Below are 15,422 nucleotides of genomic sequence, written 5' to 3'. Positions count from 1 at the left end.
ACCAGGAGGCCCGCCGTGCCTGTCATCTCCGCTCCCTACGCCTTCAACGAGGGCGACCTCTATGTCGACCTGGAGTCGATCTGCGGACACCCGCTCTACCTGAAGTGCGAGGCCTTCAACTTCGCCGGATCCATCAAGCTGAAGGCCGCCAACGAGATGGTGGAGAACGCCGAGCGGGACGGAATCCTGACTGCGGACTCCGTCCTCGTCGAGTCCTCCTCCGGCAATCTCGGCGTCGCGCTCAGCATGATCGCCGCGAGCAAGGGCTACCGGTTCCTCTGTGTGACGGACTCCCGTTGCAACCTGTCGACCAGGCTCCTGATGGAGGCGCTCGGCAGCGAGGTGCACATCGTGGCCGACCAGGACTCCAATGGCGGGTTCCTGGGCACGCGGATCGAGTACGTCCGTTCGCTCTGCGACTCGGACGACCGGTACGTGTGGCTCAGCCAGTACACCAACGCGGGCAACTGGACGGCGCACTACCGCACCACCGCCCCGGAGATCGCCCGCCGGTTCCCCGAACTCGACGTGCTGTTCGTCGGGGCGGGCACCACCGGAACCCTGATGGGCTGCGCCCGCTACTTCCGCGAGTGGCACCGGCCGGTGCGGATCGTCGCGGTGGACGCGGCGGGCTCGGTGGCGTTCGGCGGCGAGCCGGGCCGCCGGATGATCCCGGGCCTCGGCATGAGCATGCGCCCGCCGCTGCTCGACGAGTCCTTCGTGGACGAGGTGATCCGGGTGGAGGAGCCGGACACCATCCGGATGTGCCACCGCATGGCCCGGCACGGCTTCCTGTTCGGAGGCTCCACCGGGACCGTGGTCAGCGGCGCGACGGACTGGCTGTCCCGGCACGGCACCCGTGAACTCACCGCGGTCGCCGTCGCACCGGACCTCGGCGAGCGCTACCTCGACACCATCTACCAGACCAACTGGCTGCAGGACCTGTACGGCGACCAGGTGCTGGCCACCGAGGACGGCGACCGGATGCTGGCCACCGAGGACGGCGACCGGATGCTGGCCACCGAGGACGGCGACCGGGTGCCCGGCACCGGGGACGACGGCCAGGTGCCCGGCACCAGGGACACCGCACCGCCGAAGCCCCTGGCCCGGGAGCCCAAGTCCGCCTCCCGGGCACCGGCCCGCCGGCGCAGCAGCACCTGACGGCGGCTCACGCCAAAGCGCGGCCCCTCGGAGACGCCCACGCGGCGGCACCCGGGGGGCCGCGGCGCGCCCGCCGGGCTTCTCAGTAGCGCACGGGCAGGGCGAGCAGGCCGCGGGTACGCATCGACGGACGCCAGCCCAACTGCTCCACCGGCACGTCGAGTTCGAGGCGGGGAAAGCGGTCGAGGAGTGCGCCGAGGGCGATCTCGGTCTCCAGCCGGGCGAGCGGTGCGCCCAGGCAGTAGTGGATGCCGTGGCCGAGGGCCAGATGCCCGGTGGCGTCGCGGCCGAGGTCGAGGCGGTCGGGCTCGGGGAAGCGGCGCGGGTCGCGGTGGGCCGCCGCCAGCGACAGCAGCACCGTCTCGCCCGCCGGGACGGTGACCCCGCCGATGGTGACGTCCTCGGTCGGGAAACGGCGGATGGCGAGGGGCGCGGGCCCGTCGTAGCGGGCCAGTTCCTCCACGGCGGGCCCGAGCCGGTCCGGATCCGCGCGCAGCGCGGCCAGCTGCTCGGGGTTCCGCAGCAGGGCCAGCGTGGCGTTGCCGATCAGATGGACGGTGTTCTCGTACCCGGCGAACAGGATGAGGAAGGCGAGCGACATCAACTCGTCCTCGCTGAGCCGGTCCTCCTCGTCCCGTACGGCGATCATGGCGGAGAGCAGGTCGTCGGCGGGCTCGGCACGCTTGCCGGCGAGCAGCCGGGCGAAGAAGGCCAGCAGCGCCCCGACGGCCTCCCGCACCCGCTCGGGCCGCGCCGGGTCAGGGACGACGAGAGCGTCGGTCCAGGCCCGGAAGTCCGGCCGGTCCTCCTCGGCCACGCCCAGCAGTTCGCAGATCACGGCGATGGGCAGCGGCGCGGCGTAGGCGGTGATCAGATCGGCACGGCCGAGCGGTGCCATGGCGTCGAGCAGTACGCCGGCGGTCCGCCGGACGGGTTCGCGCAGCAGGGCGACACGGCGGGGTGTGAACGCCCGGGACACCAGGCGCCGGACGCGGGTGTGGTCCGGCGGGTCCATGTTCAGCAGGTTGGCGTCGAGCGCGGGCGGCAGTGCGAGCCCGCGGTAGCCGCCGGGCTTGGCGTGGGCCTTGTCGAGGGAGAGCCGCGGGTCGGCCAGGGCCTGCCGCACGTCCTCGTACCGCGTCACCAGCCAGGCCGGCAGCCCGTCGGTGCCGGCGACCCGGTGCACGGGCCCCGCCTCCCGTAGCCGGGCGTACCCGGCATACGGGTCGGCGAGCAGCTCCGCGGGGTCAACGGCGGCCGGAGCGGGGGGTGTTGTACTGGCGTCCATGCCCCAACCCTAGACAGTGCGGGTGCGGGCGGCGGCCGGTCATCCGGAGGCCGGGGCGCCGTCGGCGGCGTCGGGGGAGTGCAGCAGCCGCAGGAACGCCTTGACGCCCGCGATGAGCTCCTGGTTGTCGGTGAGCCGGTTCACCGTGGACTCGAACTGCCGGCCCAGCGCCGCGATCCTGCGGTCCGTCTCCTCGGCCCGCTCGTGCGTGCTCAGCGCCAACGCGTCGACGGTGCGGCGCAGTTCGGCGAGGGCCCGGTACTGTTCCTCCGCCTTCTCCTCCAGGACCCGCGTGCCGACCTCGGCACGGTTCAGCCGGGCGTGCAGCTCGACGACGTCGTCCCGCGGATACGTGACGTCCTTGAGGAGGGTGCCCAGGCGCCTGCGGAGCTGGCCGAAGTACGCGCCGGCCGGCCGGAAGCAGGTGCTCAGCAGGAAGAACGCGGCGAACCAGTACCCCGTGAACGCACCCGTCGCCCAGGTGACCGCGACGACGACCGCCGCCGTCAGGACGTGCCCCGCGACCGCCGCCCGGAGCATCGTACGGGCGATGCGCGCGGCCTCGGCGTCCCGGGCCGCCGGGACCGTCATGCCCTTCTCCCGGCTGACCGCGATCTCGGCGAGGACCGCATGCGCCCGGAAGTACAGGTTCCATGGCAGGGTGAGCAGGAGCAGCAGCCACAGCAGGCTCAGCACACCCGCCCCCACGGCGAACACCACCGCGGGCGGGGCCCCCGCCACGTACGCGAGGACCAACGCGGCGGCCGCCGCCACGACCGCCGCCACCGCCCCTAGAGATCTGCCCATGGTCCGTGTCCCCCCGTCTCCCCGCCCGCACGCCGGCACACCCCATCCTCTCCGCCCCGGCGCGGGGCGGCATGAGTAGCGGTACTCAGGGGAACGCGCGGCATCCGTTCACGGAGCCGGCCCGGATGCCGACGCCGGGAGACCGCAGGCAAGGGCTGCGGGATAGGGTGCACCGGTGGAGCGGATCCTGGTGGTGGGCGTCACGGGGGCGGGCAAGTCCACGCTCGCCCGGACCCTGAGCAGCCGTCTGGGCCTGCCCTACCACGAGATGGACGCCCTGTACTTCGACGGCCCCGGCTGGGCCGTCAACAGCGGACTCGCCGAGGACGTCTCGCGGCTCACCGCCGGACCTCGCTGGATCATCGACTCGCTCGGGTATCCCGACGTCCGGGACCTGCTGTGGGACCGGGCCGACACCGTGATCTGGCTGGACTACCCCAGACGCGTCGTCATGCCCAGGGTGCTGCGGCGGTCCGTCCGGCGCACCGTCACACGCGAGGCCCTCTTCGGCGGCAACAGGGAGACCTGGTCGGGCTGGCTGAGCAGGGAACACCCGGCCTGGTGGGCCTGGTCCCAGCACGGCGCCCGCGGCCGCGAGATCGGGCGCCGGGTCGGCGATCCCGGCTTCGCCCCTCTCGAGACCCTCCGCTTCGGCCACCCCGACGACACGGCGACCTGGCTGGCGTCGCTCGGAGGCGCCGGCTGAGGCGTCAGCGCCCGAACTTCGCGATGGCCGCGGGGGTGACGGGGGTGAAGAAGTTGACGAGGTTGCCGTCGGGGTCGCGGAACAGCAGCGACCGGTTGCCCCAGGGCATCGTGGTGGGCTCGGTGACGAAGTCGGTGACGAAGCCCTTCAGGTTCTGGTGGACGCGGTCCACGTCGTCGACGAGGAACTCGGTGATCACGCTGTGGTTCTCCGCCGGGCGCGCGGAGCCCGGGGCGAACAGCGGGACGGTGCGGGTGCCGGCGATCGCGAGGGTCGCACCGGCCGTCCTGAGTTCGGCGAAGTCCTCGGTGGCCCACGTCGCCCGAGCCCCGGTGGCTCGCTCGTAGAACGCGACGAGGCGCGCCACGTCGCCGGTGATGATGCGGATCGAGACGAAGTCCATGGGATCTCCTTGGCTGTGCTGAAAGGCGTGCACCGCGCAGGCTAGGAGAAATAGCGGACAGAATCGGTCCGGTATTCGCGTTAGGTTGTGTCCATGCCTCGACCCACCGGCCGCGTACTGACCCTCCTGGAGCTGCTGCAGTCGGGCGGCACCCGGACCGTGGCCGAACTCGCCGACCGGCTCGGCGTCGAAGGGCGCACCGTGCGGCGGTACGTGAACCAGCTGATCGACCTGGACGTGCCGGTGGAGTCGGTGCGCGGCCGCTACGGCGGGTACCGGCTCGCCCCCGGGTACCGCCTGCCGCCGCTCATGCTCGGCGACGACGAGGCGCTGGCCGTGCTGCTCGGCCTGGTCGCCGGCCGCCGGGCCGGGCTGACGACGACGGAGCTCACGGCGAGCGAGACGGCGGCGGCGAAGATCCGGCGGGTACTGCCCAAGCACGTCGCCCGTCGGCTCGACACCCTCCTGGAGACTCTCGCCTTCACGGATCAGCCCGGCGAGTCCGACACCCCGGACGCCGGGGTCCTGCTCACCGTCGCCGATGCGGTACGCCACCACCGGCCGGTCTCGATCCGCTACACCGACCGCGAGGGACGGCGCAGCGAACGCACACTGCACGCGTACGGGATCGTCTCCCACGCGGGCCGGTGGTACGTCACGGGCAGGGACGCCTCGGTCGGCGCGGACCGGACCTTCCGGCTCGACCGCATCGCGGACGCGAGGACCCTGCCCGGCTCCTTCGAGGCGCCCGAGGGGCCCGGTCCGGCGGAGCGCGTGCTGTCGGGGTTCGCCACGGCCGAGTACCGGCACGAGGTGACCTTGCGGATCCACGGGACGGCCGAGCAGATCCGGGCCCGCCTGCCCGCGGCCGTCGCGACCCTGGAGGAGCACGAGCCCGCGGCAGGCCGGGACCCGGCGGCCGAGCGCTGGCTGCGCGTCGAGCTGCGGGCGGAGCGGCTCGACTGGCTGCCTCCGGTGCTCGCCGCACTCGACCGGCCGTTCGTCATCGAGCGCCCCGACGAACTGCGCGGTCTCGTCGCCGCCCTCGCCGACCGCCTCGCGTCCTGTGCCCGCCGGGCCTGACGGCGGGTGAGCCGACTCGCATGGCCCTGGGAACAGGACCGCATTTCCGAGATGTTGCGCGAGGTCTTGACGTACCCCGCCCGGTTGCGTAGATATGACTACGCAGTCATGACAGCGCAGTCATACGGCAGGCGGACAGTAGGATTCGGCTGCCGACGATCGGGAGACACCATGACATCAGGGGCAGGGCGCGCCGCGGGGGCCGCACCGCGCAGCGTGGACGTGGCACGCCTGGCCGGCGTGTCGCAGAAGACCGTGTCGCGGGTCATGAACGACGAGCCCTACGTCTCCGCCGATGTGCGCCGTCGTGTTCTGGCGGCCGCCGAAGAACTCGGCTACCGCTCGAACAACGCGGCCCGCGCCCTGGCGTCGGGCCGCACCAGGTCCATCGGAGTGGTGACGCTCGGTACGGCTCTGTACGGTCCGGCCTCGCTGCTCATGGGCATCGAGCGTGCCGTGCGGGACAGCGGCTACGCACTCCGCGTCGTCAACACCATGGAAGGCGAGACAGCGGGCATCGCCGGGGCCGTGGACACGCTCCTCGACCAGGGCGTGGACGGCATCGTCATCTCCGAGCCCATCGACGAGGAGGCCGGTGCGGATCTCTCCTCCCGGGTCGACGTGCCGGTCCTCGTCCTCGGCGCACCCCCACCGTTCGCCGCTCCCCACGTGGTGACCGCCGGGATCGTCTCCAGCCAGATGGCACGGGCCGCCACCGAGCATCTCCTGGAGCTCGGCCACTCCACCGTCCACCACCTTGCCGGCCCGCAGCGTTGGTACTCGGCCCGTGACCGTCTCGACGGATGGCGCTCGGCGCTCGCCGCGCGCGGCCTGGTCCCGCCGCCGGTCGTCGAGGGCGACTGGTCGGCCGCCTCCGGTCATGCGGCCGGCCGAAAGCTGGCCGCCGACCCCGGTGTGACCGCGGTGTTCGCCGCCAACGACGACATGGCCATCGGCCTGATCCGCGCGCTGACGGAAGCCGGGCGGCGGGTGCCGGACGACGTCAGTGTGGTGGGCTTCGACGACATCCCGGTTGCCGCCTACGTGACCCCGCCACTGACCACGGTGCGTCAGCCGTTCGACGCCATGGCGCACGACGGCCTGAAACTCCTGGTGCACGCCATCGAGAGCCCGCAGGCCGAACCCCTGCCGATGACCGACCCACCGGTCGAACTCGTCGTCCGCTCCTCGGCGTCCGCGCCCCCGCGGCGCCACGAGATCCCGGGCCGCGGCCGGGGCGCACGCTCCGCCAGCACCTGACCGTACGCAGCCCGCACCCGACCGCGCGTGGTCCCACCTACGAGTCCCACCTACGAACGGAGCCCGGCCCACACCACACTCACCCGCACCCCTCCGTACTGCCACCGGCGCCTGGGCGCCGCCTCGGCCCACTCCAGCCCCGCGGAGCCCGCGCCAACACCGCCTCCGGCGCCGCCGCCCCGCCTCTTCAGCAGCGTGTACGACCGGTCCCCGGGCCTCGAACAGGCTCCGCAACGGCCGCCGCCGCTCGCTGTCACATCCGTACCGGCGTGACCCCCCTCGGCACCCGTACCCGTCAGGCATGACGCGCGCGGGCCAGAGCCGGCAGGGAGGGTGCCTCTCCTGACAGGGCCCACCCTCCCTGCCCCGCCCGTCATCGCCGCACACGACGCCTCACCCACCCGAATCCAGCACGCCGTCGCCCGGTGTGCCGATCCCTCACACCCTTCTGCGGGAGTTCACCATGTCCGGACCCTTCGTCAGCCCCTCCCCTTCACCTCTGAGCCGTCGCGGTTTCCTCGCCGTCACGGGCGCGCTGTCCCTGGCCGCCACCCTGACCGCGTGCGGCGGTGACGACGGCTCCACCGGCGGTTCCTCCGCCGGGCCGGTCGGCCAGGCCGACATCGACAAGGCCATGAAGACCCCGACCGAGCTGACGTTCTGGACCTGGGTCCCGAACATCGACAAGGAGGTCGCGCTCTTCGAGAAGAAGTACCCGGCCGTCAAGGTCAAGGTCGTCAACGCCGGCCAGGGCACGCCCCAGTACACCAAGCTGCGCACGGCGTTGAAGGCGGGCAGCGGTGCTCCGGACATGGTGCAGCTGGAGTTCCAGGCCATTCCGACGTTCACGGTCACCAACAGCCTGCTGGACCTGCGGCCCTACGGTGCCTCCGCGCTCAAGTCGCGGTTCGTGGACTGGACCTGGGGCCAGGTCAGCGGCAGCGACGGTGAGGTCTGGGCGATCCCCCAGGACACCGGCCCGATGGGCATGCTGTACCGCACGGACATCTTCGACAAGCACGGCATTCAAGTCCCCACCACCTGGACAGAGTTCGCAGCCGCGGCCCGCAAGCTCCACAAGGCCGACCCGGACGTCTACCTCACCAACCTGGCGGCCAACCAGCCCGCCGCCTGGCACGGCCTGCTCTGGCAGGCGGGTGGCAAGCCGTACGTGACCTCGGGCAGGAGCGACATCACCGTCAGCGTCGACGACGCGGTCTCCAGGAAGCTCGGCGACTACTGGGGCGCCCTCGCCAAGGAGGGCGTGATCGGCGTCGAGCCGGACTTCACCGACGGCTGGTACGCCGCGCTCAACAAGGGCAAGTACGCCACCTGGCTCACCGGCGCCTGGGGCCCGGCCTTCCTCTCCGGCTCCGCCAAGGCCACCGCCGGCAAGTGGCGGGTGGCCCCGCTGCCGCAGTGGGACGCCGCCAAGCCCAGCGCGGGCAACTGGGGCGGCTCCACCACCGCGGTCATCCGCTCCACCAAGAACCCGATCGCGGCAGCGGTGTTCGCGCAGTTCCTCAACAGCGACCCCGCCAGCGCCAAGATGTTCGCCACGGAACAGTTCTTCTTCCCGGCGACCAAGGCGCTGCTCGCCGATCCCTCCTTCCTCGGGGCCGCGCCCGCCTTCTACGGCGGCCAGAAGGTCAACCAGGTCTTCGCCGACATCAGCACCGAGGTCGACCCCTCCTTCCAGTGGCCGCCCTTCCTCGACCGGGTGGCCACGGACTGGACCGAGACCGTCGGCAAGTCCCTCGCCGACAAGTCCGACACCGTCCGCGCGCTCGGTTCCTGGCAGTCGCGCATCACGACCTTCGCCAAGAGCCAGGGCTTCACGGTCAAGGGAGGCTGACGATGGCCCCCACCACGGCCCGCCGAGGCCACGGCACGGCAGGCGCGCTGTTCATCGCCCCGTTCATGGCGCTGTTCCTGCTGCTCTTCCTCGCCCCGCTCGGCTACGCCGCCTACCTGAGCCTCTTCCAGGAGCGGCTGATCGGCGGCTCGGCCTTCGTCGGCCTGGACAACTACGTGACGGCCCTGAAGGACCCGCTCCTCCTCAAGGGCATCGGCCGCGTGGCACTGTTCTTCGTCATCCAGGTCCCCGTCATGCTGCTGCTGGCCCTGGTCTTCGCGCTCGCGCTGGACAGCGGCCTGCTGCGGCTGGCCCGGGTCATCCGGCTCGGCATCTTCGTCCCCTACGCCGTCCCGAGCGTCATAGCCGCCCTCATGTGGGGCTACCTGTACGGCCCGGACTTCGGCCCCTTCGCCCAGATCAGCCACGATCTCCACCTGCCGGCCCCGCACTTCCTCAGCGACAGCTGGATGCTCGGCAGCCTCGCGAACATCGTGACCTGGGAGTTCGTCGGCTACAACATGATCATCCTGTACGCGGCCCTGCGCACCGTCCCCGCCGAGCTCTACGAGGCGGCCGCCATGGACGGCGCCGGAGCCTGGCGGATCGCCTGGTCCATCAAACTCCCGGCCCTGCGCCCCGCGTTGACCCTCACCCTGCTGTTCTCGGTGATAGGCAGCTTCCAGCTGTTCAACGAACCGAACCTGCTGATGAAGGTCGCCCCGGACGTCATCGACAGCTCCTACACCGCCAACCTGTACGCCTACTCCGTCGCGTTCATCAGCCAGCAGACCAACTACGCGGCCACGGTGTCCTTCATCCTCGGGCTGGTCATCGTGATCGTGTCGTACGCCTTCCTGCTCACGGCGAACCGCAGGAGGACCTCATGACCACCGTGACCCCCGCGGCCACCACCCCCTCGAAGGCCGAGCGACCGCCCACCGCGGCCCGGGCGCGGCGCCGCCCGTCGGCCCGCCGCCGCAGCACCCCGCTCACGATCGCCATGCTGGCCGTCCTGGCGTACTTCCTGCTGCCCCTGTTCTGGCTGCTCATCGCCTCCACCAAGAGCACCCAGGACCTGTTCAACAGCTTCGGCCTGTGGTTCTCGAACGCCCCGCAGCTGCTGTCGAACATCAAGGCCACCTTCACTCAGGACGACGGCGTCTTCGGCCGCTGGATGCTCAACACCGTCCTGTACGCCGGCGTCAGCGCGGCCGGTGCCGCACTGCTCGCGGCCGCCGCCGGGTACGGCTTCGCCAAGTACCGATTCCGGGGGCACGGCGCCGCCTTCAACCTGGTCCTGGGCGCCATAATGATCCCGACCACCGCGCTGGCCATCCCCACCTACCTGCTCTTCGCCAAGGCGGGCCTGGTCAACACCCCCTGGGCCGTCATCCTGCCCTCCCTCATCAGCCCCTTCGGCCTCTACCTCATGCGGATCTACGCCGAGGACGCCGTCCCCGACAGCATCGTCGAGGCCGCTCGCATGGACGGCGCCGGAGAGGTCCGGATCTTCCTCACCATCGCGCTGCGACTGCTGGCACCCGGCCTGGTGACCGTCGTGCTGTTCACGCTCGTCGCCACCTGGAACAACTACTTCCTGCCGCTGATCATGCTCAACGACCCGAACCTCTACCCCATCACGGTCGGGCTCTCCTCCTGGGCCGCCCAGGCCCAGAACGGCGGCGCCGGAGCCAGCAGCGACATGCTCGCCCTCGTCGTGACCGGCTCCCTGATCTCGATCGTCCCGCTCGTCCTGGCCTTCCTCCTGCTCCAGCGGTACTGGCAGAGCGGCCTGGCCACCGGCGGCGTCAAGCAGTAACACCCCCTATCCTCCGGAGGTTTGTCCATGGCGGATCTGCCCGCCCGTGTCCTGTTCGGTGCTGCCTACTACCACGAGTACCAGCCCGCCTACGGCCCGGACGTCCGGCCCGACGAGCAGCTGAAGAGCGACCTCGACCTGATGGCCGACGCCCGCTTCACCGTGATCCGGGTCGGCGAGTCGGTCTGGTCGACCTGGGAACCCGAGAACGGCCGCTTCGAACTCGACTGGCTCCAGCCGGTGCTGGACGGCGCCCACGAACGTGGCATCTCCGTCATCCTCGGCACCCCCACGTACGCCGTGCCGCCTTGGCTGGCCCGCCAGTACCCCGAGATCACCGGCGAGCGGCGGACCGGCGAGCGCATCGGCTGGGGCGCCCGTCAGGAAGCCGACTTCACCCATCCCGCCTTCCGCTTCCACGCCGAGCGGGTGATCCGCAGGGTCGTGGCCCGGTATGCCGGCCACCCGGCGGTCATCGGCTTCCAGGTCGACAACGAACCCGGTCTGGAGCTCTTCCACAACCACGGCGTCTTCCAGCGCTTCACCGACCACCTGCGCGCCAGGTACGGCGACGTCGAGACCCTCAACCGCGAGTGGGGCCTCGTCTACTGGTCCCACCGCCTGTCCACCTGGGCCGACCTGTGGACCCCGGACGGCAACGCGCAGCCCCAGTACGACGTCGCCTGGCGGGAGTTCCAGGCCCACCAGTGCACCGAGTTCATCGGCTGGCAGGCCGACCTCGTCCGCGAGTACGCCCGGCCCGGACAGTTCGTCACCACCTGCATCTCCTACCCCCGCCCCGCCGTGGCGGACGACGAACTCACCGACCGCCTCGACATCGCGACCGGCAACCCGTACTACGCCATGCAGGACGGTCTCCTGCTCCCCGACCCGACACCCGACGACCACGAGCAGACGTGGATGACGACCGGCCTGTGGGCGCTCTACCAGACCGCCGACCGGATGTTCTCCTCACGCCAGGAGCCCTTCCTGGTGACCGAGACCAACGCGTCCTCCATCGGCTTCCCGTGGGACAACCGCCCCGCCTACGACGGCCAGTGGCGCCAGGCCGCCTGGGCTCTCGTCGGCCGCGGGGCCCGGATGATCGAGTACTGGCAGTGGCAGACCCTGCGCTTCGGCGCGGAGACCTACTGGGGCGGCGTCCTGCCGCACAGTGGCCGACCGGGCCGCACGTATCGTGAACTGGCCGCGCTGGGAACGGACTTCGAGGCCGCCGGACCGCTCGTCGCCGGTCTCGAACCGGACGCCGACATCACGATCGTCTACTCCGCCCCCAGCAAGTGGCTCATGCAGAAGTACCCACCGCTCGCGACCCGCGACGGTGAACCGGACGCGGCCGCCTACCACCGCATCCTCGACCCCTTCTACCGTGGCGCCTTCGACGCCGGCCGCCAGGTCCGCATCGTGCACGCCCGCCAGTTGCACGACCCGCGCGGGGAGCGGGAGGGCCTGGCCCCCCAGGAGGCCGCCCGCCGCCACCCCGTCCTCGTCGTCCCCGCCCTTTACATCGCCGACGACGGCACGCTCGACTGGCTCGCCGCCTACGCCCGGGCCGGCGGTCACCTGGTCCTCGGCCCCCGCACCGGCTACGCCGACCACGAGGCACGGGCCCGGCAGGAGACGGCCCCCGCCCGCCTCACCGACGCCGCGGGAGTGTCGTACGACGAATTCAGCAACCTCACCCACGCCGTCCCGGTCCGCGCCGCACCCGGCAGCCCCCTTTCGCTGCCGGACACCGCGACGGCGACCCACTGGGCCGACGGCCTGACGGTCGCCGACGCCGACGTCCTCGCCGAGTACGAGCACCCGCACTTCGGACGCTGGCCCGCCGTCACCACCCGCGTCCACGGGGAGGGCCGCGTCACGTACGTCGGCACCGTGCCGGGCCGCGACCTCGCCCGCACCGTGGCCGAATGGCTGGTGCCTTCCCCGCGCAGCGGGTGGCGAGACCTCCCGCCTTCCGTCACGGCGACCACCGGGACGTCTCCCGACGGACGCCGCGTACACGTGATCCACAACTGGAGCTGGCAGCAGGCGCGCGTAACGGCCCCGGTTTCCCTGTCCGATGTCCTTGGCTCAGCCACCGTCGCAGTCGGCGCGGCGGTCGACCTGGGCGCCTGGGACGTGCGGGTCTTCGTCACCACTGACGACGACCGGCCGACATCGGACTGAGGCCGGCCGGTATACCCGAGCACTCGACGTGGGCCCCGCTCGGCCGCGACAGCCAGGACCTGGCGCTGGGCGGCTCCGTGACGGTCCCCTCGGAGCCGCGCCACACGCTGGCCGGCGCGTTCACTCTCCGTGGGCGTGGTGTTACCGCAGCTCAGCCAGACGGTGGCTCAGTAGCAGGGGTTGGCGGCGGTGTCCTGAGGCGTGGTCGGGTGTGCCGCGCTCCCCAGGTGTGCAGCCCCGGCCGCGCGGGCACTGTTCGAGAGCAAGGGGGCTCTGCAGGGGACGGGGGGAAACATGGGGGACGGAGTGTTCTCGCGCCTGGAACGGGCCTTCACGGACGGCTGGGACCGCTGGATGCTCAGCCTGGAACGTGAGGACCCGCGCGGCTTCCTCATGGACATGGTCCGCTCGCTCAAGGGACACCGGGAAGACGGCCTCGGCAAGCAGATCGAGAACAAGCACCGCTACATCGGCCTGGGCCCCACCATCGCCTGGCTGCTCACCTCCAAGGACCCCTCCTACCCGGTGGCCTACGACAGCATCGCATCCTTCGGGCGGGTCTGGGACGACTGCTACGGAGCCCTCGGCGACAAGCCCTACCACTACGTCAGCTTCGGGGTGGGCACCGGCGACAAGGACCGCCATGTGCTCGATCGCCTGCAGTCGCACAACGACGGCCTCCTCTACGTGGCCGTGGACATAAGCTCCGCAATGCTCAACCTGGGGACCCACGAGACCCGGCTGCGCCTGCCGGGCCGCACCGTTCCCCTGGAGCTCGACTTCGAGGACAGCACGAGCCTGATGGCGCTGCGCGAGTTCCTCGACGCATTCATCGGCGAGGAGCCGATCCTGTTCAGCCTGCTCGGCAACGCACTCGGCAACGTCGAGGACGACCGCGGCCTGCTGCGCACCCTCGGGCAGGTGCTGCGCCCCCAGGACCGGCTCGCACTGGAAGTGGCCACCACCCAGCGCCTCGACAACGAGGCCACCCAGATCGTCGCCGCCGAACGCAGCGGAAGCCGCCTGTACAACGAATTCGTGACCGCCGCACTGGCGATGTACACCGATCTCACCATCGACACCAACTGGCTCAGCTACACGGCGAAGATCGATGAGGACCACGCCATCCGGGTCGAGGGCCACTACATCAATCGCAGCGGCACCCCGCTGACACTGATGCTGCCCAACCGGGAGACGGTCCCCTACCGGGTCGGCGAGGGTATCCGGGTGCTCCTCGGCCGCCGCTACTCAGAACAGGGTCTGCGCTCGGTGACGGAGGGCGCGGGGCTGCTGGACGTCGTGGCCGAGCAGGGACTGGACCTCGGCGCGGTACGGCGACGGCCCCAGTCGCCGCTCGGATTCGGCGATACGCTGATGCTGCTGCGCCGCGCTCCCTCACCGCCGCCGCCACCCCCGCTCCCGCTGGCTCGGCTCTGGACACCGGCCATGGGCGGCTGAGGTGCTGCGCGTTGCCGTACGCACCACCACTTTCGTGCTGCTGTTCGGCCTAATGGTGCAGTCGGTGTGGTGGTGCTTCATTCCCGACGAACCGATCATGCAGCCGGTCAACGCGCTGCTGGCGGTCAGTGCGGCGATCTCCGGCATCCCTGCGGACCGGCTGGCGACAGCCGCCGAGCGGCGTCGCCGGGCGCTGCTGGCCCTGCGTCATGAACTCGGCAGGAACCGCTCGCTGCTGGCGGACGCCTGCGCACTGGCCCAGCGGCCCGGATACGGCCAGATCTATCCGCGTCTGATCCTGGACGCCCTGGACACCGCCGCCTTGCTGAGCGCGCTCAGCCCGATACGCGACCAGGCCGTCCTGGCCAGGGTGATGGACTGGCGGGGCACCGCGGCCGATCTCAACCGCCGTTTGGAGATGACCGAGCTGCGGCTGTGCTCGGGGGAGCCAGTCGATCGCTCGGAGCTCGCACTGCTGCGGGACATCGCCGGGCGCCCGGACGGCCCCTTCGCCCAGGCATCCTCCTCGCTGGAGGAGTTGCATGAGTCGATAGACCGCTCACTGCGGTGGGGCCGGCGCTGACGGACGGGCGTCCGGTATGGCCCTGTCCTGCAACAAGATCCAGCACCTGTTCATCACGCTCGTCGTCCAGCCCCTCCACGACATCGCTCACCGACCAGCTGGTCACCTCCGACGCCCACAGGGGCCTGGTCAACACGATCGGCGCCACCCTGCCCGGCGCGAGCTGGCAGCGATGCCGCACCCACTACGCCCGCGCGCTACTGAGCCAGGTGCCCAAGTCCCCAGCCCTGGGTGGCCACCCTGTTGCGGACCGATCATCCCGGCCGTTCCGCTGCACCACGGTTGGGTACAGAGATGCTCGATGACCTCCAGTACGTCGTCCTGTTCCCGCTGGACGTATTCGTCCTCGATGATTCCGTCCGAGTCCCCGGTCCCGGCGAGGTCGACACGCGCCGTGGCGAAGCCATGGGCGGCGAGCCATCGATGGGTCATGTCGTCGGGTACGCGGGTCAGATCGGGGCGGCGGTAGGGGAGGTCTTCGAGTGTCACAGGGACGGGCTGCGTTTCGGCCCCGGCGGGAAGGAAGAGCCGCGCGGCGAGCCGTCGGCCGTCGGCCGGCGGGATCCAGTGGGTCTCGATGGTCCTGACGCCGGAGACGTCCATGGTGCTCGTCACCATCTCTCTTCAGAAGCGGGAAGCGGGCTGTCCGTCCGAGTTCAGTGACCCGCGTGCGGGACAGCCGCCGGCTGCACGCCGCTCGCCTCCTCTGCGTCGCCCGCCTCGCGGCAGTGCCGGAACAGTCGTGCGACGGACTCCCGATCGCCTTCAGCGATGTTCATAAAACGGATAAAGTGGTCATAACC

The 15,422-nt window shown here is 71.1% G+C and carries 13 protein-coding genes and 2 pseudogenes; 11 read left to right on the top strand and 4 right to left on the bottom strand.

Going from position 1 to position 15,422, the window contains the following annotated elements:
- The first annotated feature begins 15 nt into the window (after positions 1 to 15).
- Positions 16 to 1,161, top strand: coding sequence for a 2,3-diaminopropionate biosynthesis protein SbnA (sbnA, locus tag ACFY0P_RS27220; RefSeq protein WP_388918275.1), 1,146 nt, complete (start codon positions 16 to 18; stop codon positions 1,159 to 1,161).
- A gap of 82 nt (positions 1,162 to 1,243) precedes the next feature.
- On the opposite strand, the gene ACFY0P_RS27215 is transcribed toward sbnA, so the two are convergent.
- Both ACFY0P_RS27215 and ACFY0P_RS27210 read right to left on the bottom strand, forming a co-directional pair.
- Entirely contained in the window at positions 1,244 to 2,449 is a 1,206-nt protein-coding gene (locus ACFY0P_RS27215; RefSeq protein ID WP_388918272.1) for a cytochrome P450, read from the bottom strand.
- A 39-nt stretch (positions 2,450 to 2,488) separates the two neighbouring features.
- Entirely contained in the window at positions 2,489 to 3,256 is a 768-nt protein-coding gene (locus ACFY0P_RS27210) for a hypothetical protein (protein WP_388918269.1), read from the bottom strand.
- 175 nt (positions 3,257 to 3,431) lie between these two features.
- On the opposite strand from ACFY0P_RS27210, the gene ACFY0P_RS27205 reads away from it, so the two are divergent.
- Positions 3,432 to 3,962 carry an adenylate kinase gene (locus ACFY0P_RS27205; protein ID WP_388918266.1) on the top strand — a complete coding sequence of 177 codons (531 nt, stop codon included), beginning with the start codon at positions 3,432 to 3,434 and terminating at the stop codon, positions 3,960 to 3,962.
- A 4-nt stretch (positions 3,963 to 3,966) separates the two neighbouring features.
- Here ACFY0P_RS27205 and ACFY0P_RS27200 read toward each other — a convergent pair whose 3' ends face one another.
- Positions 3,967 to 4,365 carry a VOC family protein gene (locus ACFY0P_RS27200; protein WP_388918263.1) on the bottom strand — a complete coding sequence of 133 codons (399 nt, stop codon included), beginning with the start codon at positions 4,363 to 4,365 and terminating at the stop codon, positions 3,967 to 3,969.
- Between the two features lie 93 nt (positions 4,366 to 4,458).
- Between ACFY0P_RS27200 and ACFY0P_RS27195 the strand changes: the two genes are divergently transcribed.
- The 9 genes and pseudogenes from ACFY0P_RS27195 to ACFY0P_RS27155 all read left to right on the top strand — a co-directional run.
- Positions 4,459 to 5,448 carry a helix-turn-helix transcriptional regulator gene (locus ACFY0P_RS27195; RefSeq protein WP_388918260.1) on the top strand — a complete coding sequence of 330 codons (990 nt, stop codon included), beginning with the start codon at positions 4,459 to 4,461 and terminating at the stop codon, positions 5,446 to 5,448.
- 171 nt (positions 5,449 to 5,619) lie between these two features.
- On the top strand, positions 5,620 to 6,708 hold the full coding sequence (locus ACFY0P_RS27190; protein ID WP_388918257.1) for a LacI family DNA-binding transcriptional regulator: 1,089 nt from the start codon (positions 5,620 to 5,622) through the stop codon (positions 6,706 to 6,708).
- Positions 6,709 to 7,171: 463 nt separating this feature from the next.
- Positions 7,172 to 8,563, top strand: coding sequence for an ABC transporter substrate-binding protein (locus ACFY0P_RS27185; protein ID WP_388918254.1), 1,392 nt, complete (start codon positions 7,172 to 7,174; stop codon positions 8,561 to 8,563).
- Between the two features lie 2 nt (positions 8,564 to 8,565).
- The gene (locus tag ACFY0P_RS27180; protein ID WP_388918251.1) at positions 8,566 to 9,453 is read left to right on the top strand and encodes a carbohydrate ABC transporter permease; all 888 of its coding nucleotides are present in this window, start codon (positions 8,566 to 8,568) and stop codon (positions 9,451 to 9,453) included.
- Positions 9,450 to 10,385: a carbohydrate ABC transporter permease gene (locus ACFY0P_RS27175; RefSeq protein WP_388918248.1), complete on the top strand. Its 936-nt coding sequence runs from the start codon at positions 9,450 to 9,452 to the stop codon at positions 10,383 to 10,385. Before ACFY0P_RS27180 ends, ACFY0P_RS27175 begins: the two co-directional genes overlap by 4 nt.
- A gap of 27 nt (positions 10,386 to 10,412) precedes the next feature.
- Positions 10,413 to 12,578: a beta-galactosidase gene (locus ACFY0P_RS27170; protein ID WP_388918245.1), complete on the top strand. Its 2,166-nt coding sequence runs from the start codon at positions 10,413 to 10,415 to the stop codon at positions 12,576 to 12,578.
- Between the two features lie 294 nt (positions 12,579 to 12,872).
- A complete protein-coding gene (locus ACFY0P_RS27165; RefSeq protein ID WP_388918242.1) occupies positions 12,873 to 14,036 on the top strand; it encodes an L-histidine N(alpha)-methyltransferase in 1,164 nt (387 codons plus the stop codon).
- A gap of 1 nt (position 14,037) precedes the next feature.
- Positions 14,038 to 14,619, top strand: a complete 582-nt coding sequence (locus ACFY0P_RS27160; protein ID WP_388918239.1) for a hypothetical protein — start codon at positions 14,038 to 14,040, stop codon at positions 14,617 to 14,619.
- Positions 14,620 to 14,714: 95 nt separating this feature from the next.
- Positions 14,715 to 14,840, top strand: a pseudogene (locus ACFY0P_RS27155) (transposase); the annotation flags it as partial.
- Positions 14,841 to 14,928: 88 nt separating this feature from the next.
- Here ACFY0P_RS27155 and ACFY0P_RS27150 read toward each other — a convergent pair.
- A pseudogene (locus ACFY0P_RS27150) lies at positions 14,929 to 15,222 on the bottom strand (CocE/NonD family hydrolase); the annotation flags it as partial.
- Between the last annotated feature and the right edge of the window lie 200 nt (positions 15,223 to 15,422).

The sequence above is a fragment of the Streptomyces sp. NPDC001714 genome, assembly GCF_042892755.1.
GTDB lineage: Bacteria > Actinomycetota > Actinomycetes > Streptomycetales > Streptomycetaceae > Streptomyces.
Note: the sequence above shows the minus strand (reverse complement) of the source record. Positions and strands in the feature narration are given on the sequence as shown.

Bases quoted from the DNA above. Each gene is read 5' to 3' on its own strand.
- ACFY0P_RS27215 (WP_388918272.1), bottom strand. From the start codon at position 2,449: ATGGACGCCAGTACAACACCCCCCGCTCCGGCCGCCGTTGACCCCGCG.
- ACFY0P_RS27210 (WP_388918269.1), bottom strand. From the start codon at position 3,256: ATGGGCAGATCTCTAGGGGCGGTGGCGGCGGTCGTGGCGGCGGCCGCC.
- ACFY0P_RS27200 (WP_388918263.1), bottom strand. From the start codon at position 4,365: ATGGACTTCGTCTCGATCCGCATCATCACCGGCGACGTGGCGCGCCTC.
- ACFY0P_RS27195 (WP_388918260.1), top strand. From the start codon at position 4,459: ATGCCTCGACCCACCGGCCGCGTACTGACCCTCCTGGAGCTGCTGCAG.
- ACFY0P_RS27190 (WP_388918257.1), top strand. From the start codon at position 5,620: ATGACATCAGGGGCAGGGCGCGCCGCGGGGGCCGCACCGCGCAGCGTG.
- ACFY0P_RS27185 (WP_388918254.1), top strand. From the start codon at position 7,172: ATGTCCGGACCCTTCGTCAGCCCCTCCCCTTCACCTCTGAGCCGTCGC.
- ACFY0P_RS27180 (WP_388918251.1), top strand. From the start codon at position 8,566: ATGGCCCCCACCACGGCCCGCCGAGGCCACGGCACGGCAGGCGCGCTG.
- ACFY0P_RS27175 (WP_388918248.1), top strand. From the start codon at position 9,450: ATGACCACCGTGACCCCCGCGGCCACCACCCCCTCGAAGGCCGAGCGA.
- ACFY0P_RS27170 (WP_388918245.1), top strand. From the start codon at position 10,413: ATGGCGGATCTGCCCGCCCGTGTCCTGTTCGGTGCTGCCTACTACCAC.
- ACFY0P_RS27165 (WP_388918242.1), top strand. From the start codon at position 12,873: ATGGGGGACGGAGTGTTCTCGCGCCTGGAACGGGCCTTCACGGACGGC.